The 17,013-nt window shown below is 38.8% G+C and carries 23 protein-coding genes; 11 read left to right on the forward strand and 12 right to left on the reverse strand.

Annotation, left to right across the window (positions count from 1 at the left end):
- Nucleotides 1–123 precede the first annotated feature (123 nt).
- The gene (locus tag AC622_RS12270) at nt 124–306 is read left to right on the forward strand and encodes a hypothetical protein (RefSeq protein ID WP_049671316.1); all 183 of its coding nucleotides are present in this window, start codon (nt 124–126) and stop codon (nt 304–306) included.
- Nucleotides 307–428: 122 nt separating this feature from the next.
- On the opposite strand, the gene AC622_RS12275 is transcribed toward AC622_RS12270, so the two are convergent.
- Together AC622_RS12275 and AC622_RS12280 are read right to left on the reverse strand one after the other, a co-directional pair.
- Nucleotides 429–959 carry an NADPH-dependent FMN reductase gene (locus AC622_RS12275; protein ID WP_049671317.1) on the reverse strand — a complete coding sequence of 177 codons (531 nt, stop codon included), beginning with the start codon at nt 957–959 and terminating at the stop codon, nt 429–431.
- Between the two features lie 151 nt (nt 960–1,110).
- Nucleotides 1,111–1,398, reverse strand: coding sequence for a GNAT family N-acetyltransferase (locus AC622_RS12280; protein WP_053103758.1), 288 nt, complete (start codon nt 1,396–1,398; stop codon nt 1,111–1,113).
- A 280-nt stretch (nt 1,399–1,678) separates the two neighbouring features.
- Here AC622_RS12280 and hemH point away from each other — a divergent pair, with 280 nt between their 5' ends.
- Entirely contained in the window at nt 1,679–2,647 is a 969-nt protein-coding gene (gene hemH, locus AC622_RS12285) for a ferrochelatase (protein WP_049671318.1), read from the forward strand.
- A 35-nt stretch (nt 2,648–2,682) separates the two neighbouring features.
- Here hemH and AC622_RS12290 read toward each other — a convergent pair whose 3' ends face one another.
- Nucleotides 2,683–3,195 carry a GNAT family N-acetyltransferase gene (locus AC622_RS12290; protein WP_049671319.1) on the reverse strand — a complete coding sequence of 171 codons (513 nt, stop codon included), beginning with the start codon at nt 3,193–3,195 and terminating at the stop codon, nt 2,683–2,685.
- A gap of 268 nt (nt 3,196–3,463) precedes the next feature.
- On the opposite strand from AC622_RS12290, the gene AC622_RS12295 reads away from it, so the two are divergent.
- Nucleotides 3,464–3,655, forward strand: coding sequence for a hypothetical protein (locus AC622_RS12295; RefSeq protein ID WP_049671320.1), 192 nt, complete (start codon nt 3,464–3,466; stop codon nt 3,653–3,655).
- A gap of 60 nt (nt 3,656–3,715) precedes the next feature.
- Here AC622_RS12295 and AC622_RS12300 read toward each other — a convergent pair whose 3' ends face one another.
- Nucleotides 3,716–4,174, reverse strand: coding sequence for a threonine/serine exporter family protein (locus tag AC622_RS12300; protein ID WP_049671321.1), 459 nt, complete (start codon nt 4,172–4,174; stop codon nt 3,716–3,718).
- Nucleotides 4,175–4,186: 12 nt separating this feature from the next.
- Nucleotides 4,187–4,972 (reverse strand): threonine/serine exporter family protein, encoded by a 786-nt coding sequence (locus AC622_RS12305; protein WP_231589525.1) that lies wholly within the window; start codon nt 4,970–4,972, stop codon nt 4,187–4,189.
- 152 nt (nt 4,973–5,124) lie between these two features.
- Between AC622_RS12305 and AC622_RS12310 the strand changes: the two genes are divergently transcribed.
- Nucleotides 5,125–6,096, forward strand: coding sequence for an exonuclease domain-containing protein (locus tag AC622_RS12310; RefSeq protein WP_049671323.1), 972 nt, complete (start codon nt 5,125–5,127; stop codon nt 6,094–6,096).
- A 51-nt stretch (nt 6,097–6,147) separates the two neighbouring features.
- Here the strand turns inward: AC622_RS12310 and AC622_RS12315 are convergent, their stop codons facing one another.
- Complete coding sequence (locus tag AC622_RS12315; protein ID WP_049671324.1) at nt 6,148–6,465, reverse strand: thioredoxin family protein; 318 nt, start codon at nt 6,463–6,465, stop codon at nt 6,148–6,150.
- A gap of 69 nt (nt 6,466–6,534) precedes the next feature.
- The gene (locus tag AC622_RS12320) at nt 6,535–6,984 is read right to left on the reverse strand and encodes a hypothetical protein (protein ID WP_156185628.1); all 450 of its coding nucleotides are present in this window, start codon (nt 6,982–6,984) and stop codon (nt 6,535–6,537) included.
- A 200-nt stretch (nt 6,985–7,184) separates the two neighbouring features.
- Here AC622_RS12320 and yfkAB point away from each other — a divergent pair, with 200 nt between their 5' ends.
- Nucleotides 7,185–8,312, forward strand: coding sequence for a radical SAM/CxCxxxxC motif protein YfkAB (gene yfkAB / locus AC622_RS12325; RefSeq protein WP_049671326.1), 1,128 nt, complete (start codon nt 7,185–7,187; stop codon nt 8,310–8,312).
- Between the two features lie 50 nt (nt 8,313–8,362).
- Here yfkAB and AC622_RS12330 read toward each other — a convergent pair whose 3' ends face one another.
- Entirely contained in the window at nt 8,363–8,914 is a 552-nt protein-coding gene (locus AC622_RS12330) for a phage tail tip lysozyme (protein WP_082197134.1), read from the reverse strand.
- A 321-nt stretch (nt 8,915–9,235) separates the two neighbouring features.
- Here AC622_RS12330 and AC622_RS12335 point away from each other — a divergent pair, with 321 nt between their 5' ends.
- Nucleotides 9,236–9,472, forward strand: a complete 237-nt coding sequence (locus tag AC622_RS12335) for a hypothetical protein (RefSeq protein WP_049671327.1) — start codon at nt 9,236–9,238, stop codon at nt 9,470–9,472.
- A gap of 149 nt (nt 9,473–9,621) precedes the next feature.
- Here AC622_RS12335 and AC622_RS12340 read toward each other — a convergent pair whose 3' ends face one another.
- The gene (locus AC622_RS12340; protein WP_049671328.1) at nt 9,622–10,101 is read right to left on the reverse strand and encodes a DinB family protein; all 480 of its coding nucleotides are present in this window, start codon (nt 10,099–10,101) and stop codon (nt 9,622–9,624) included.
- A 150-nt stretch (nt 10,102–10,251) separates the two neighbouring features.
- Nucleotides 10,252–10,770, reverse strand: a complete 519-nt coding sequence (gene lepB, locus AC622_RS12345) for a signal peptidase I (protein ID WP_082197135.1) — start codon at nt 10,768–10,770, stop codon at nt 10,252–10,254.
- 742 nt (nt 10,771–11,512) lie between these two features.
- On the opposite strand from lepB, the gene AC622_RS12350 reads away from it, so the two are divergent.
- Both AC622_RS12350 and AC622_RS12360 read left to right on the forward strand, forming a co-directional pair.
- Entirely contained in the window at nt 11,513–12,295 is a 783-nt protein-coding gene (locus AC622_RS12350) for a 3D domain-containing protein (protein ID WP_049671330.1), read from the forward strand.
- Nucleotides 12,296–12,663: 368 nt separating this feature from the next.
- Nucleotides 12,664–12,864: a hypothetical protein gene (locus tag AC622_RS12360; protein WP_049671332.1), complete on the forward strand. Its 201-nt coding sequence runs from the start codon at nt 12,664–12,666 to the stop codon at nt 12,862–12,864.
- Nucleotides 12,865–12,919: 55 nt separating this feature from the next.
- Here the strand turns inward: AC622_RS12360 and AC622_RS12365 are convergent, their stop codons facing one another.
- Nucleotides 12,920–14,116 (reverse strand): S1C family serine protease, encoded by a 1,197-nt coding sequence (locus AC622_RS12365; RefSeq protein WP_049671333.1) that lies wholly within the window; start codon nt 14,114–14,116, stop codon nt 12,920–12,922.
- A gap of 312 nt (nt 14,117–14,428) precedes the next feature.
- Between AC622_RS12365 and AC622_RS12370 the strand changes: the two genes are divergently transcribed.
- Nucleotides 14,429–14,731, forward strand: coding sequence for a hypothetical protein (locus AC622_RS12370; protein ID WP_049671334.1), 303 nt, complete (start codon nt 14,429–14,431; stop codon nt 14,729–14,731).
- Nucleotides 14,732–15,134: 403 nt separating this feature from the next.
- The gene (locus AC622_RS12375) at nt 15,135–15,422 is read left to right on the forward strand and encodes a hypothetical protein (protein ID WP_156185629.1); all 288 of its coding nucleotides are present in this window, start codon (nt 15,135–15,137) and stop codon (nt 15,420–15,422) included.
- A 23-nt stretch (nt 15,423–15,445) separates the two neighbouring features.
- On the opposite strand, the gene AC622_RS12380 is transcribed toward AC622_RS12375, so the two are convergent.
- A complete protein-coding gene (locus AC622_RS12380; protein WP_049671336.1) occupies nt 15,446–16,024 on the reverse strand; it encodes a GNAT family N-acetyltransferase in 579 nt (192 codons plus the stop codon).
- A 130-nt stretch (nt 16,025–16,154) separates the two neighbouring features.
- Here AC622_RS12380 and AC622_RS12385 point away from each other — a divergent pair, with 130 nt between their 5' ends.
- On the forward strand, nt 16,155–16,847 hold the full coding sequence (locus tag AC622_RS12385) for a hypothetical protein (RefSeq protein ID WP_049671337.1): 693 nt from the start codon (nt 16,155–16,157) through the stop codon (nt 16,845–16,847).
- Nucleotides 16,848–17,013 lie beyond the last annotated feature (166 nt).

A 17,013-nucleotide genomic window follows, 5' to 3' on the forward strand; every position in this document is an offset into this window, starting at 1 on the left:
AAAGGATTAGCGAAAAAAATCAAATTGTCAGAAATATTCGCATTATTTAAAATTTATGATGAATGTCATAATTATTTATGATATTATATTAATATACAAAATATCACGAGGAAGGTGAATGATTTGCGTTCAAACAAAATGTACAACCAAATAATGAATGAACTGCGAATCAATTATCAAAACTATTATGACTTTCATACGATTTCGATGAATGATTTCAATAAACGGCGAACATCATTAATCCTGCGATTACGAACAGCTGCCCATGAAAATGAAGCTCAAATGAGCAAACAGCAGCAAGGCTAACGTTTTCTCCGTTGTTCAAAATAAAGCGCCATTCATTCATTGCCGCCAGCAAAAAAACTTGGTTGTGCACACCAAGTTTTTTCCCGCTATCTCACTATTATTTTTCGAGTGTTAGCACCGTTCTAATACAATTTCTTTAAATCAATTAGCTCCTTCGCCAGCTTTACAATTCGTTCTTTTTCTTCCACATTGATGATTTCATTATTCGGTCCAAAGCAAGAGGTATGCAAGAATACATTATTCAATGGCAAAATAGCTTTGAAATAAGAAAGAATAGGCTTTAGTTGATATTCACTCATAAGAAAATGCTTTTCTGATCCCCCGTTTGTCACGATTCCCGCTACTTTCCCTTTAAAGCAATTCGGTGCGAGATGATCAAAGACATTCTTTAGAACACCAGGGATGGAAGCTTGATAAATCGGTGTTCCTATCACGAGCACATCTGCTTCATTAATCTTGTTTACAACATCCTGTGTGTCTTGATTATATTCTGCGAAGGGGATACCGCGGACAAATTCAACCTCATAATCGCGTAAATCAACCATTTCCGTCTCTACATTCTCATCATATTGATTGATGGCTGCTAAAACCTCTTCCACTGATTTTGCTGTTTTAGAACCAATAATTGCCCCAGATAAACCAACTGCTTTCATTTCTTCTTCATCCTCCTACGACCTATGTACATTTCCCGATCATGCTAATCGATATTTTTATCATACGACGGGAAAAGGAGAATATCCACTATTCAGCTTTTTTGTCGAAACAAAAAGACCCCTATCTAATCCTTACGAACTAGATAGGAGCCTAAAAGCCTGTTATCAAAACATCCTTATATTTCGCATCACTTTCCAAAATCATCTTCGCAAACGGGCAAACAGGAATGATTTGCATCTGTTCTGCACGAGCATATTTCACTACACGATTGATTAATTCACGCCCTAGCCCCCTGCCTCTATATTTGTCGGCTACAAGTGTGTGATTAATCAAGATAACCTCCTTATGATCGCGCTCCCTAACACAAGGGACAAATTCCAATTGAGCGACGATGTTTCCATCCATCGCAATATAAAATTCTGTTTTTGTATCAGCCATTCGCTTCACCTTCCCGCAAATGATTGCCCGTGTTCTGATTTCCTCTAATTCACCAGTTATCTGGTCTTATTTGACCATATGTTTTTCTCCACCTGTTTATTCCTACTGTTTTAAATAAAATACCTATATGTTATGTATACCCTTCACCTTACAGGCAAAACGCATAAATAGGTAAAATTACCTATTTAATCATCATTCAAACTTCTTATTTTAGCGCCCGTAGAAACAATTATGCTAAAATAATATTATCAAACTGATATTCTAGCGAGGTGTTTGGCTTATGGATAAGAAAGCTGTCTTATTAGTCAATTTAGGAACACCAGACAAACCAGTCTCATCATCAATCAGACCTTATTTAAAGCAATTTCTTTCAGATCGACGCGTCATCGACCTGCCAAGATGGAAATGGATGCCTATCTTACACGGCTTTATTCTGCCTTCAAGGTCAAAAAGAAATGAATCAGTCTATCAACAAATCTGGACAGATGAGGGATCTCCACTTCTTTATTACAGCATGAAACAACGGGAAGCATTGGAAGAAAAAATCCTAGATAAGAATACAAGAATATCTTTAGCCATGAATTATGGGACCCCCTCTATCTCAGATGAGCTGGAAAAATTACATAAATGGGGAGTTAGAAAATTAATTATACTGCCCCTTTTCCCACAATACTCTTCCACCACAACAGCCTCCGTGTGGGATCATGTGACAAAGGAAATATCTAAGTGGAGGGATATACCTGAGGTGGTGTTCTTGCGGGATTTTGCTAATCATCCATTATGGATTGAATTGCTAAAGAAACGAATTGAAGACGGTGCGAAAGCCTACGGAAAACCAGATGTGATTCTCCTTTCTTATCACGGAATTCCTAAGCGATATACTTTCGGAGGAGATGATTATCCTTATCGATGCCATACGACTGCACAAGCGCTGAAGGATCGGATGCCGGGTATAAATTTCATGATTTCCTATCAGTCAAAATTTGGACAAGAGCCATGGCTTGAACCCTCGACAAGTGAAATATTAATAGATTTGGCCCGTACAGATGTGAAGAATGTCCATGTCATCTCTCCCTGCTTCACAGCTGACTGCCTTGAAACACTTGAGGAGCTTGCGCATGAAAACAAGCAATTGTTCTTGGATAATGGCGGTGAAAGTTATCATTATTTAAGTGCTGCCAATGACGACCCGCTATTCATCGATTGCTTAGCAGATATTATCAAAGGGTATCTGCATCCAACAGCCTAACCGATGAAGCCCGCTGATCGATAGCGGGCTCCAGGCTATATAAGTACATCATCTAAGCTTGACCACCCATAACCAAGCTCCTTCAGTTCCTTACCTGAAATAAGCAGCTTCTCCTGAATGAAGGTCTTTCCACCCATCGCTTCATAAAATCTTTTTGAAGGATTTTCATCTATCACCCACACCATCATATTCTGAAATTTTTCTTTCCTCATTTCTCCCAGCCATTTCTTAACCAACTTCTTCCCTATCCCTTTTCTTTGGTGCTCTTTTAAGAGATAGATGGCATAAAGCTCTCCTTCATAAGGCAATTTTCCGCTTCGTTCCATCCCACCGCTTATGTATCCGATTACTTGGCTGTCTATTTCTGCAACCAGGACAATGGAGGCTGGATTTTCAATGATTCTCCCCCACTTTTTTGCATATTGTTCAGCGGACATGGCCTCCAGATATCTTTTTGGGACGATTCCCTTATACGTTGAATGCCAGCTCTCCACATTCACCCTTGCAATCGAAGGCGCATCTGAGCTATTTGCCTGACGAATTATCATCTCATTCACTTCCTAGATTATGTTTTCATAAACATTTTTTTAAATTCGACAAGATAACGGAAAATCATCCCTTTTCTTCTTTCAATCTTTCTGTATAATTTACAATATATAGAAAAACAGATTTTCATGTCTAACGCTAGTCAACTAATGAAATTAGTATAGCAGATGGCTTCATCACAAATTTGCGTGCTAGATTCATGAACGAGGCAAGGGTCCTTCTTTCTTGCTATTTTGGCAGAGAAGAAACAAGATTAAAGGAGACGTAAAGATGGGTTTGTACAAGCTGGTTAAACAAAAATTATGTACTCACGAATGGCATCGAATTGGCCGGGAAGGTAATTTAATCGTTGGAATCTATTGTCCGAAATGTGATAAAGAAGAATATGTTGCAGAGGAACGCTGGGAAGAATTAAAAGAGATTGAGAAGGTTCGTAAATTATTTAGACAAGGGCAAAACTAGCAGCTATCATATGAACAGCTTGAGTTTCCAAACTGGCCGCTCAAGCTGTTCTCTTGTTTATTAAGCTGCTGTTCTTCGTTTCACTATTCGATACAGACCGAGAATGGATCTGAACAACATATCTGAAATGACAATGCCGCAGGCGATCCCAACCGCACAGTATCCGACATTCAAAAAACCCGTGGCTGCTGCCTCATAATCATGGAGGGTCAATTGTCTAAATGCCTGGAATGCCGAAATACCAGGAACGATTGGAACCAACCCTGGCACATAAAAAACGGTCAACGGCATTTTAAAAATTCTAGCGGCTATTTGCCCGGCAAAGGCCAGCAGCAAGGAGCAAACCACACTTGCCGGGAATACACCGTACCCATTCATGCTTAAGAGAACATATCCCATCCAGCCGAGCATACCTACAATCCCGCCCATCGGGATCGACTTCTTTGGTACATTGCATATAATGGCAAATGAGATGGATGATAGAAAACTAAACACCATATGAAAAACGAGATTTGACATCCTATTTGACTCCTACTGTATGAAAATATAATAAACGGTTGCTATTCCTGTGCCAATCGATCCGGCAATAAAGATTCCCTCTACCATGCGGATGGAGCCCGAAATATAGTGCTTCGCTAAAATGTCCCTAATAGCATTCGTAATGGCTATACCAGGAACAAGGGGTGCCACCGTTCCGATCATGACAGAACTTAAGTGGCTCCCCACCATACTATTGACGATGAAAGCTGCCAGACCGCCCAAAAAGGCTGCTATATATTCCGTAATAAATGGAATTTTCAAGTACCGATAGGCAAGCAAATAAGCCAAATAACAGACTAATCCGCCAATCATGCTTGCTGGCAAATCAATGAAGGTGCCATTCATGATCAGCATAACACTGCCGCTTAGAATGGCTGTAAAAATAAATTTCATCAAGAGGGAATAGCCCATTTGTTCTTTATCGACCATCTGCAATCTTGCGTACACTTCCTCAATAGTCAAAAGGTCTTCTGTAAAGAAACGAGAGATTTGATTTACCTTGGTGATTTTATCAAGATTGTAATCACGGTTATCAATCCGGACAAAACTCGTATTGTGCATATCCGTTTTGACAAAAATCCCATTTAAGGTTATGTAGGTGAAGGTCTCCTCGTTTTGGTTTTTGCAGAGTGCCTTGCACATCATCCTTTCCATCGTATCCTCTACCCTGCTTGTTTCCGCTCCATTTTCCAGCATAATTTTGCCGGCCAAAAGAACAGCCTTTATTAAGCAATCATTCTGATTGGACGCCAAACCCATCACTACTCCACTATTCATTTTATCGATTCTTCATTCATATATTGTACAATAATATGAAAGAAAAGCTAGACTCATTTTCAAGCTCTCCAAACTCTCTCTCTTCCAATACCTGATATAATAGAAGATAATCTAAAAAACCTGTCTAGCGTGACAGCTCTAGGAGGATTTGCGTGGATTTTATTGCGATTGATTTCGAAACAGCCAATCGGTATCCCAATAGCGCTTGCTCACTTGGCATCGTCTATGTGGATAATCAAACCATCAAAGACGAAAAATATTTTCTAATCCGGCCGCCTATCATGAATTTCGATCCTAATCATATACGAGTGCACGGTCTTACAGCTGATGATGTCACACATGCACCTTCTTTTAAGGATGTATGGGAAATAATTAAGGCAGATTTTACGGATACAATGATTATTGCCCATAATGCCTATTTCGATATGAGTGTATTAAAAGCCTGTCTGAAAGAATACCAAATTCCAGTACCTGATATGAGCTATTGCTGCAGTATCCCTATCTCCAATCGTGCTATTAAGGGAGAGCGAGTCAAGCAATCCTTAAAAGAGCGCACAAATTTTTTTGGCATTCAGATAGAGGAGCATCATCATGCTTTAGCAGATGCGAGAGCCTGTGCTGAGCTGGTTCTTAAAAGCATGGAAGCCACTGGTCAGCATTCATTCACAGAATTTCAGCATGCCCATCCAACATTACCAGTTAAGCGATTATCCGAGCTGAAACCAATGAACTCATTCAGTAAAGAGAAAAAAACTGCGGGCAGAAAATTCTCTCAATCAATTAAAATAGGCGATGTCACACCAACGAAAGAAGCAGATGAGTCCAATCTTCTTTATGGGAAGACCTTCGTATTCACGGGCGACCTAGATTCCATGGAACGAATAGAAGCCATGCAGTTGGTTGTCAATTTCGGAGGGATATTAAAATCAAGTGTTAGTAAAAAGACCGATTACCTGATCATTGGAACACAGGATCAAGCATTAGTCAGCGGTAAAGGAATCAGCTCAAAGGAAATCAAGGCTCGTGAACTTCAGGAAAATGGTTCCCCCATCAAAATGCTCGATGAGACACATTTTCTCAGACTCCTTTCTGAAGCTAAGCAATCCAGCTCCATAAAACAATAAGAAGCCTAAAAAAGCACAAGACCGTAAACGGTCTTGTGCTTTCCTATTTCTTCATGCCCATTCATTCAAAAATGCCCGAACCTGATCAGGCGTCTTCGCATGAGCACTATGCAAATGCGCTACTTTTTCTCCATTTTTGTATAGGAGAAGACTTGGAATCCCCATAACATCGTATTGCTCAGCTAGTTCAGGAAATTCATCCTTATCAACCTTATACCATTTCTTATCTGGATGTTCTGCCACAATCTCATCTATAAACATATCAAAACGCTTGCAGTCTGGACACCATGTTGTTGTGAAGATTTCCACTGTTAAGTGATCTTGTGCGATTTGTTCATTAAATTGCTCTACTGACTTTACAACTTCCATTTTCCATTCCTCTCTTTCTAACGAGCTGTACTATTCATTTTACATTAAGTGCTCTAAAAGAGGAATTAATCAATTTGCCTGTTTCTCATCCATTTCATTCAGAGGAATGCCTGTTGATTTCTCAAACTCCTCCAAGGCCTTCTGAATGGTCTTTTCAGAGAGCCCATCAGCCCAGTCTGATATATCTTTGCTTTTCTCCTCATCAGGATTCCCAATATAAATTTGAATGGGCTCTCCTTTATAATCCACCTTCGTCTTTGGCAAGTCATTCTCCGCTGATTCATTCGATCCGGCATAAATGGATGTCCCTGCTGCATAGCCAAGTCCAATGACTAGTAAGAACCCTATAGTGCTCTTCGTAAATCTTCTCAATACGCTCACTCCTTCATATTCTTCAAGTGATTGAGCAGCTGTTAAAACATCATCAAGCTTTCCTGACACGTCTTTTAATGCTTCGGTCAAATGAACCTTTTCCATACTTCGCCTTGATAGGATAGAGACGGAACTCCTTACTACCATTTCCATTATCTTCTATAAGCAAACCTATAATCAATGGTCCATTCGATTTGTTACGTTTTTTCACAGGAATGACCTATGATTGACATCAAGCGTCTTCTTCCTGTTTCTTTGGCTATTCTATTCAGTTTTGTTTAATTGACATATTTTATCAAAAGTGACCATAATATGGGGTATGAAAATTAACCTTGAGGAGATCGATCATGATTAGTGTTAACAAAGAGGCTCAAGCGGCAATCAGTCCAGATTTTGACCCGTGGGAAGCCTATATGGACGTATCACAATATGGCAAAATGACTCTTTCTAATATAGAGTTCACTACAACAACCCTTTGCAATATGCGCTGTGAGCATTGTGCAGTCGGCTACACCCTGCAGCCGAAAGACCCGAATGCTATTCCACTGGAACGGCTAATTCAAAGACTAGAGGAAATTCCTCATCTGCGGTCAATCAGTATTACGGGCGGTGAGCCGATGCTTGCCAAGAAAAGTGTGGAGAACTATGTTGTTCCGTTGCTGAAATATGCAGCCGAGCGAGGTGTCCGTACACAAATCAACTCAAACCTCACACTGCCGCTTGAACGATATGAATCCATCATCCCCTATTTGGATGTATTACACATCTCCCACAATTGGGGAACCATCGATGAATTTGTAGAAGGCGGCTTTGCCATGATGGAGCGAAAACCTACCTATAAACAGCGAGAAGCCCTTTTTCAAAATATCATTACGAATTCGATTCAATTGAATAAAGCTGGTGTACTCGTCTCTGCTGAAACGATGCTCAATAAAAGGACGCTTCCCTACTTAGAGAAGATACATAAACAAATAACCGAAGAAATGGGCTGCAGAAGACATGAAATTCATCCAATGTATCCGAGTGATTTCGCTTCTGCACTTGAATCCCTGTCCCTAGATGAAATCCGAAAAGCCATTCACCATTTGCTCGATTGCAGGAAAGAAGAGGTTTGGATGCTCTTTGGTACATTGCCGTTTTATCCATGCAGCAGCAATCAAGATGATCTCCTCTTATTAGAGCGATTATATGCGGGCAAGAACGTGACCATTCGGAATGATCCAGACGGACGTTCCCGTTTGAACGTTAATATCTTTAGCGGCGAGGTAATCGTGACCGACTTCGGTGATGCCCCCGCTCTTGGGAATATCCTTGAACATTCTTTACCTGAGGTTTATCAGAAATGGATGGATACGGAGCTTGCCCGCTCTTTGAATTGCCATTGTCCAGCCGTAAAATGCTTAGGGCCTAATGTTTTGGTCAAAAATGCGTATTATCCGAAGGAAGACTTTCAAACTCGCAAATCTTATTTATAATTTAGTCAAAAAAAGCGTTCAACCATTACAGGTTGAACGCTTTTCTAATCTTATAACCAAGAGTTTACGACTTTATAAGCTTGATTATGACGCTTAATATAAGCTGTCGCTTTGCCATATTTGGCAAAGCCGCCTTCCCCTTTATTATAAGCACTTAAAACGGCTTCACGAAGAGCTGTTCCTTTGTAGCCTTTTTTTGCATACTTTTTCTGAAGGTTGGAAAGCATGTATGTACCCCAGTTCATGTTTACCTTTACATTATATGGGCTATTCTTTGTTTTGGTCACTTTTGCTAAGTTCTTATGATTCACTTTATTGATTTGGAACAAACCATAGTTTGAACCGCCTTTAGCCTTTGCTTTGAAATTGCTCTCATGCTTGATGACAGCTAAAGTATGTTTGTAGTTCAATCCTCTTTTTACACAAAGATCATATAAATATTTCTGGTTGGCTTTTGATAGTGGCACTTTACTTGAATACTTGAAGCCTGCTGCTTCTACTGTATTTGTTTTTCCTGGTAAAGCTGTACTTAGGACAAGAGCAACAACAAACATCGAAATGATGAACAGTTTAGTCAGTCTTTTTCTTTGATTGTTTTTCATAGATACTCCTTTTTGTTCGCGTTTTTTTAAACGTCTTGCTTGCTACTCTTGTACTATACCAAAATCATGAGTGAGAAATAAATCAATTCATCAGATTATAACGTTATTGTAAGACTGATGTATTCAATGTAACCTTTATGTAATAAAAGTATATAAATATAAATATACTTGTGGATAAAACAAGAGATTATCTCTAAAAAACTCTATTCACATACCCATTTACTCCCATTCGTGCCATTCATTCTACTAAATCCATCCGTTTAGTTACAGAATGTTAAGGGGATTATATGAAAAGAAGTACTTATGAAGAGGTGATTTGTCATGATGGAATTTATCGTCATTCTACTGCTCGCTGTCTTTATCGGCTATTCTTTCTTTAGAATGAAAAGGAATCATAAAGTACCAAACAATCAATATACGCCCTTTGATTCAGCGATGACAGGCTCCACAGACAAAAAACAGACAGACCCAATCAACGACACAAAGCACAAAATCGCCTACAAAGAAGAGGTCCGCTTGGAGGACTATCATGAAGAGAAAAAGGAGTCTCATAAATAAAAGCATCTGCCTGCATAATCCATGCAGGCAGATGCTTTTTTTCATCACTATGACAATTACAAGACAAAATCAATCATTCAATAAGTGAATTATGACAGAATAGTAACAAACCACATCATTCGTGCCCTGAAATAGTCCCAGTCTGAATTCTAATCATATACTTTACTAGCAGAAATGGCCCTCTTAATCGCTTGAATGTTTCCTAAATGAATTCCTTCATGATGGATGGTCCTGACCAACACTTGAGCAATTGTGTGGATACCTGATTCAGTAGTAGGATATTGTTCCTCCAGCCGCTCCCCATATAAATCACGAATCATAAACGGCTGAATGGCAAGCAGTCTTTTTAAATAATCCAAGCTTGGAATCTCTTCTTCCCAATCCAGAGGACTTGTACCAAATCCAAACCATTTAATGAAATTCCTTGGCATGACAATCTCTTCCTTCGTTAAATGCTGGATCCATAAATATTGATTCACATATACATGTCCCATATGCCAACGGATATTATCCTGATACCCCTCAGGAATCACATCTGCCTCCTCTTCCCCAATGACCGAAACCGCTTCCAAAAACTCATGCCGATAATCAGCTAGCTGCTTAATCAGAACTTCATGCCTTTTTAGCATACTTCATCCCTCCAAAGCTCTTAATAGTATTTATGATTCTCCGAAAGAATGCATTTCCCTTCAGACTTTATGATTAATTATCCGCTGTGAACTATATATATAGAAGAAACTCGGTATTATCCACCCAATCCACCTTCGAAAACAATGTTTTTACTGAATGACCCGCATATTTCGAAAAGGATAGAAAACAACTTTTCCTTTCCCAATAATCCGATCTTCGTGAATAAATCCAAGCCCATTCCTGCTATCCATACTCACCATCCGATTATCTCCCATTACAAAGTAACTCTGCTCTGGTACAAGTATAGGAGAAAGATCCCCCGTACCAGTTTCGTTGAGGTATGCTTCCTTCCATTTCTCATCATTGATATATAATTCATCCTCTTTCACTTCAACCTTGTCACCTGGCAGCCCAATCACTCTCTTTACATATCGTTCATAGCCATTTCCTTTTATCACAACAATCTCTCCGCGGCTAAAGGCAGCATCTCCTATACTGGGTGTTACAAGAATTCTCTCCTGATGGTGCAAAGTAGGCTCCATAGAAAGTCCATCCACTTTATAAGGCGTCAAAATATATGTCCGTACGATCAGTATCAGAAGAATGGCAACAGTCAGTGTCTTAATCCAGCTCCAAGCACCAGCAAACAGACTTTGATTTTTCTCGATTTAATCCTCATCCCCTTTCCAGCCGTTCTTCTGTTCACCTTTATTTTAATTTATCTCTGTATCTTTGTTTGTCGAATTCTAAGAACAGACATAAACTAATCCCCGCAACAAAGATGGCCAAAAAGCGATATATCGAGTTTCTTCTATAATATATAAACCGATATATAAATATGAAGGGAAAATTTCTACAACTTTTTCAAAAAAAGCTTAATTTTTGTCAGAATTTAGTTTATACTATAAATATGTAATTCTCTAAGTTGAAAATCGAAAATGATTGATTCCTTCTATAGAATACCTCTGGTCATTTGACCGACATTCTCCAATCATCCTTTTCGCTTTTTCTGCTCAAGAAAACGACTTTACGGTAAATGTAATTGACATTTTCACCCAATTCATTACCAGATATTTCAATTTTTAAACCTCTTTTTTTAATATTTTTGCCTTTTTCTCTCTAAAAAACACTTGAAATATTTACCATTTTAAACAACAAATGGTTATTTGTGTTACAATTATGACAAAATATCAGTATTTGCCAAGTAAAGAAAAAGGTAATAGTACCAGTCCATCCCCCTCTTTTATCGCCCTTTGTTATTTGAATTTTCTGACAAATAGACATATTCCTGACATAATCGCGTTATATCGGTAACGTATTTATCATCTCCTCGTTATTACTTCTTTTGGAGAAACCTGTTAAGATTGTCAATGTTAGCTGATACAAACAATTTTAGGAGGTTAAAACTACATGAAGAAAACGTTATTATCGTTTGTAGCGGTAGCTTCCATCACCGTTGCTATGAGTGGGCAAAAAACATCCGCTCAAGAAATTAAAGTACAAAAAGGAGATACTCTCTGGGGAATATCTCAAAAATACGACACATCAGTAGAAAATATAAAAAGACTGAATGATCTCGATTCAGATACAATCATCGAAAATACTAGATTGGTGGTCAAAAAAGAAGCAGACACACCAACTTATAAAGTAAAAAAAGGAGATAGCCTATGGAAAATCTCCAATACTAAGAATGTATCAATCAATGAACTGCGTTCTTGGAATCAATTAAAATCTGATGTTATCCACCCAGGACAGGTTCTTAAACTAGCAGGTGATGGTCAAGCAGCCAGCACAAACACAGCACAACCAGCAAAGGCAAAGCAGACTAAACAAACTACTCAAACAACAACCAAAAAGGCAACACCTGTTCAAAAGACTTCTACTACTAAGAAGGAAAATTCCGGAAAAACCATTACAGTATCAGCAACGGCCTATACGGCAAACTGTAACGGATGTTCAGGTACCACCGCCACTGGTGTTAACCTGAAAGCAAATCCAGATGCAAAAGTTATCGCTGTTGACCCAAGTGTCATTCCATTAGGCTCTAAAGTCTATGTTGAAGGCTATGGATATGCGACTGCAGCTGATACAGGCGGCGCTATCAAAGGCAACAAAATTGATGTATTCATCCCATCACATGATCAAGCCATGCAATGGGGACGCAAAACAGTTGAAGTACAAGTTTTAAACTAAACATTAACCACCCTAGACACCTCTCGAGTTTACATCCAGTTCTTGAGAGGTGTTTTTTTCTTCAAAATCGAGAATAAAGATATCACTTTTAACATCTTCCACACCGATTATTCCGGTTACTTTCCTTTTTACATCTTCTATTGACTGACCCAGCCATTTCTTTCTGCTGCTGGTTGATATATTGAATGCCCCTTTATGTAAAGCGCATATCATGAATCTATTTTATTCATATTATCTTTCAAACTTTAGGCCAGTTTATTTAAATCTTGCTAAAATATCATTCAAATATATTCAATAAGCTGTCTCTTTGCCCCCAAATCGTCCATTCGATACAATGGATATAAATAGAAATTGGGAGGCTTGGGATATTGGGGAATTGCAGAGATTGTTTTGATGGGAAAATATATGATGAACAGCATGAACAATATGAGAAATTGGACAGAGAGATTATCCGCCTGACAGAAGTGAGTCATTTTTCATATGAGGATGCTTTTAACCGCGCAATACGTCTATATCCAGCTGTAAAGGATTGCCCAGAATGCTGCGGCACTGGAAAAATCAATGATTAACGGAAGGAATCAAAAGGCCAAACCAACCTGTTTGGCCTTACTTCCCAAAATATCTTTAGTCCTCATCCAGTGAAAGTGTTTCTTCATTATCTGCTGACCGTCCAGTACCCTCTTTAGGGTTATCAGTTGTCTCTTGGTCCGTCAACTCTTCTTCCAAATACCATTCTTCCGGAATTTCATAATAGGATTTTTCATCATCTGTTTTTTCTCCACCATCAAAATACCATTCTTTCTCTTTCACGTCTTCCTGCTCTTCTTCATAATAAAGCTTCCCATGTTCATTATAGAATAAAGCCATAACATCATCTGCAGAAAGAGGCGACGCAATCCATCTCTCTATGAGCGGATATACATCTGTCATAGGAATTGTAAATCCAACTGAATCATCCTCCAAAGACCTTGCGGAGTTTATGCCGATGACCTCACCGCTTTGAATGGATAACAAGGGTCCGCCGCTTGATCCTTGACCAATCTTTGCTGTCATTTGATATAGATTCTCATATATTCTTTCACCAATGTAAAAGCTCCGTTCAATACCGGATATTTGCCCTAGTGTTGCGGCTCCTGCCTGCCTATTAGGACTTCCTAAAGCTAACACATCTACACCAATTCCATACTTATTTTGTTTATCCAGCCTAAGTGATACTTGTCCGCTTAATGCTGGAAAACGGATAACAGCAATATCTGTCTCATTGGAATAGCCGATAACATTGCCTACAAAGGCTTGATTAGAGGAATCAACAGCTGTAATCGTAAAAAATCCCTCTACTACATGCGCATTTGTCAGTACATCACCTTGCTCATTGATTAAAAATCCAGAACCTTGATTTTGATCCGTGTAAATCGTATATACCTTTTGGTGTGAATCTTGAATTAGAGCAGATAGATCTCTCTGCACATCATCCGTTATTTCATCAGGCGGCTTTGAGACTGCTGAAATATCCTCTCTTTTTGGTGCCGGCACCTTCTCTTCTGTCTCACCTGATAAATGCTCTTCATCAAGGTATTCTTCCTCTTCCCGTTTTATCTCTGCCATTTCCGGCTTTTCTATGGATACTTGTGGAGTTGTTCCTATCACTGTCTTTTCTGGTCGGTTCGAGAATAAATGAAAGAGAGTAAATGAAAGCAAGAAGAGCGAAAAGATTTGGATTATTGCAATAAAGTTGGAGCGTTTCCTTTTCTTTTTTCTTCCGCAATCATAGCAATAATGTCCCCTCGTCTTCATATTCCTGCCGCAAATTCTACATTCCACCAAGCCACCCCCTTTTCAAGCAACAAAAGAACCACCTATTCTTTATTTCGTTAGAAAAGAGGAAAGATGAAGCACCAAAAATAAAAAACACGATTTTTTCCTTATCATCCATCATAATTTCTCTTTTTAAATGGTCTCCCCTTTCCCCTGTCTCCTTTCAATATAAACCGTTTGTCTTGGTTCATTGGTAGGAAAAGAAGACGAGGAAGAAACTTCAATTATATTGCTATGGAGAAAAATTTGATAAATCTATATAATTAAATAAGAAAAGATGAAATGAGTAGACTCATTACTTAATTGGAGGGATATTGGATGAAAGTCATAGTGTACAAAAAAGATGTTGATCACTTCTTAGAAAACTTTAAGTCAATCTCTTCTTTGGATGAAGCAGGTAACAAATTTTATTTCGTCTTTGAGGACCATATTAGAGGCGGACAGTGGACATTAATGTTTTATGAGGATGCACAGAAATGGACAACTCACGGAAAAGGGCCCAATTACTGTGATGTAGCTGAAACACCTTTAACCATCGAAGAGTTAAAATCTTTTATTTACAAACGCAGAAAATATATAAATAATGTGATTCGTTCCATCCGAGTACCCGTTATGTCATGATTGGACGCTGCGCTTACCAATCATGTCTTCATCATAGAGATGAATGCTAAGCGCAGTATAGGGACTCCATAAGTCCTCTTATTAACCATGAGGATTCTTAGACTGCAGACAACATCCAATTAGGATAAATAAGTCTGCAGTCTTTTTGTTTTTGAGATCAGTATTAAAGGCAATGCTGACATTGGTTCCGAGACAAGCACTAAAGCTGCAGCAGCAAACAAAGATTCTTAAATCCTCTGTCTAAACGTCAATCCCCTTGTGAGGAAAAGAAATATAAAATCATAAAATAAACTTCATGTCAATGGATTAAAATAAATATTTATAACAATTTAGTGAAAATTACCTTTCATTAAATTATCCGATATAGTAAAATTATGTAAAAGGACTTGCGAAGGAGGAATATATGATGTATGTAACTCTTGCGTTTGCTTTAGCTGTATTTGTGATTGCCCTCTGCTTCCTTACCACTTCTAATCAACGGATGGACAGAATACTATACTCTGTCGGTATTTTCCTGTTCATGCTTTTCTTCTACCGTGTACTTTTCCGCGTATCCTATTCCTTAATCGGTGAAGCTGGTTCTTCAAGCATCCTGGTCTTCCATACGACGATTATGGCTGGGAGCCTGCTGCTGCTTATATCCGGTTTATTTATGAAAGCGATTCCAATGACGGCGGCCGAAAATAAATAATATAAGATACTCGTAAGCCAGGTTCATACTTGATGCCCCTGGCTTTTTGCGTTAGCCTTTTTTAAGGACCGTCCGAGCATTAGCTGAAAACAATCATAAACCACCCTCCCATCATATTCCCTATTCACTGCTATGGTTGAAACTCGGCAAAAACCAATCCGGTGAAGAAGCCTTTGAGAAGCTTCATTATCCGGGTTGGCAAGAGCGATGAAAGAGCCTTGCCAATACCTTTCCCGCATCCATGAAATCCAAGCCTCGAGTACTTCCGTCATAATCCCATTTCCCCTATATTCCTCCACAAGAAAATACCCAATCTCCAGCTGGTTATCTACATCTGGTTTCCTCTCTGCTGCCAACAGTCCTATCATGGTTCCCTCGTTTTTTAAACAAATGACCTGCACCATTCTTCCAGTCCCTGTCCCCTCTTGGAATGGATTTGCATTCACCTTCCTAATCCAATTCCGCAATTGAGTCAAGCTAACATTCCATTGAGGAAGCCATTTAAGAATAGAAGGCTGTCGACAAATGGCCAGCAGTTCATCTGCATCCTTTAACACAATCTCCCTCATCACCGTTCTCTCCGTTTGTAAATAAACCTGCATGATCAATCACCTTTTTATTTCACTTTTTATGAATTATCGTATTTTTTCACTATTTTGTTTAGGTTTAAACTATATTAGAAAAATTTTATCAGCTATAATAGACCTATACATATTATGAGGGAGGATTTACGTGAATAGAAAAAAAAGAAGAACCATTGCCCTGCTCGTAATGGGTATCACATTTTTATTATTTGGTACAATGATAGGTTATCTGCTGCCACATCGCGGCCATATCAATGAACTGGAACAAAAGACAAAACAAATCGAAAGTTTAAAAAAGTCCTTAGCGGAACAAAAGAAGGAAAACGAGAACCAACAGAAGGAAATTAAAAAAGCTGAGGAAACCATCACAGATTTAGAAGAACAACTACAAAATGCCGATTCAAACGAGAACACAGAGGATACAGCTGAAGCAGAAGTTAACGATGAGACTGAAACAAATAAGGCCGAAACAAATGAGACTGAAACGAATAAAGCCGAAACGAATAAGGATGATCAATCTATCGAAGCTTCAAACAGCACAGAGGATTCCTCTTCAGAGCCGTCGACTGAAGAAACAGCTGATACAGAGTCAGATGAGCAGTCAGACACCTCCACTTCTAAAGAATCCACAGAAGCCATTAAACTCGTTAAAGAGTATGTCGGTTATACGAATGATTCGAATATCCACTTTGATATAGAAGGCAATGTGCCGGGCAGCAGCGATATTTGTATTCATGTTTATGAAGTCATTGATGATGGAGAATCTCAGCATATGGCTACTCAGGGCTGGTATGGGGTCAATTTAGACTCCAAAAAAGTCTATAATACTGAAGGGATATAAGCACCTGTACAAATCATATTTTCAAGGATTACGGCTAAACCCTAATATCCTGCCAATGACTAAATGACTAAAAGTATAGACCTTAAGACTCTATCTTATAATCATTTAAATTTGTAATAATTAGATTCTTTTTACACCCTATCACTCGCTCATTTAGCTCTTTTGT

Source organism: Bacillus sp. FJAT-27916, assembly GCF_001183965.1.
Taxonomy (GTDB): domain Bacteria; phylum Bacillota; class Bacilli; order Bacillales; family Pradoshiaceae; genus Pradoshia.

Coding starts and splice junctions, on each gene's coding strand:
- AC622_RS12275 (WP_049671317.1), bottom strand. CDS start 959: ATGAAAGCAGTTGGTTTATCTGGGGCAATTATTGGTTCTAAAACAGCA.
- AC622_RS12280 (WP_053103758.1), bottom strand. CDS start 1,398: ATGGCTGATACAAAAACAGAATTTTATATTGCGATGGATGGAAACATC.
- hemH (WP_049671318.1), top strand. CDS start 1,679: ATGGATAAGAAAGCTGTCTTATTAGTCAATTTAGGAACACCAGACAAA.
- AC622_RS12290 (WP_049671319.1), bottom strand. CDS start 3,195: ATGATAATTCGTCAGGCAAATAGCTCAGATGCGCCTTCGATTGCAAGG.
- AC622_RS12295 (WP_049671320.1), top strand. CDS start 3,464: ATGGGTTTGTACAAGCTGGTTAAACAAAAATTATGTACTCACGAATGG.
- AC622_RS12300 (WP_049671321.1), bottom strand. CDS start 4,174: ATGTCAAATCTCGTTTTTCATATGGTGTTTAGTTTTCTATCATCCATC.
- AC622_RS12305 (WP_231589525.1), bottom strand. CDS start 4,972: ATGAATAGTGGAGTAGTGATGGGTTTGGCGTCCAATCAGAATGATTGC.
- AC622_RS12315 (WP_049671324.1), bottom strand. CDS start 6,465: ATGGAAGTTGTAAAGTCAGTAGAGCAATTTAATGAACAAATCGCACAA.
- AC622_RS12320 (WP_156185628.1), bottom strand. CDS start 6,984: ATGGTAGTAAGGAGTTCCGTCTCTATCCTATCAAGGCGAAGTATGGAA.
- yfkAB (WP_049671326.1), top strand. CDS start 7,185: ATGATTAGTGTTAACAAAGAGGCTCAAGCGGCAATCAGTCCAGATTTT.
- AC622_RS12330 (WP_082197134.1), bottom strand. CDS start 8,914: ATGAAAAACAATCAAAGAAAAAGACTGACTAAACTGTTCATCATTTCG.
- AC622_RS12335 (WP_049671327.1), top strand. CDS start 9,236: ATGATGGAATTTATCGTCATTCTACTGCTCGCTGTCTTTATCGGCTAT.
- AC622_RS12340 (WP_049671328.1), bottom strand. CDS start 10,101: ATGCTAAAAAGGCATGAAGTTCTGATTAAGCAGCTAGCTGATTATCGG.
- AC622_RS12350 (WP_049671330.1), top strand. CDS start 11,513: ATGAAGAAAACGTTATTATCGTTTGTAGCGGTAGCTTCCATCACCGTT.
- AC622_RS12370 (WP_049671334.1), top strand. CDS start 14,429: ATGAAAGTCATAGTGTACAAAAAAGATGTTGATCACTTCTTAGAAAAC.
- AC622_RS12375 (WP_156185629.1), top strand. CDS start 15,135: ATGATGTATGTAACTCTTGCGTTTGCTTTAGCTGTATTTGTGATTGCC.
- AC622_RS12380 (WP_049671336.1), bottom strand. CDS start 16,024: ATGCAGGTTTATTTACAAACGGAGAGAACGGTGATGAGGGAGATTGTG.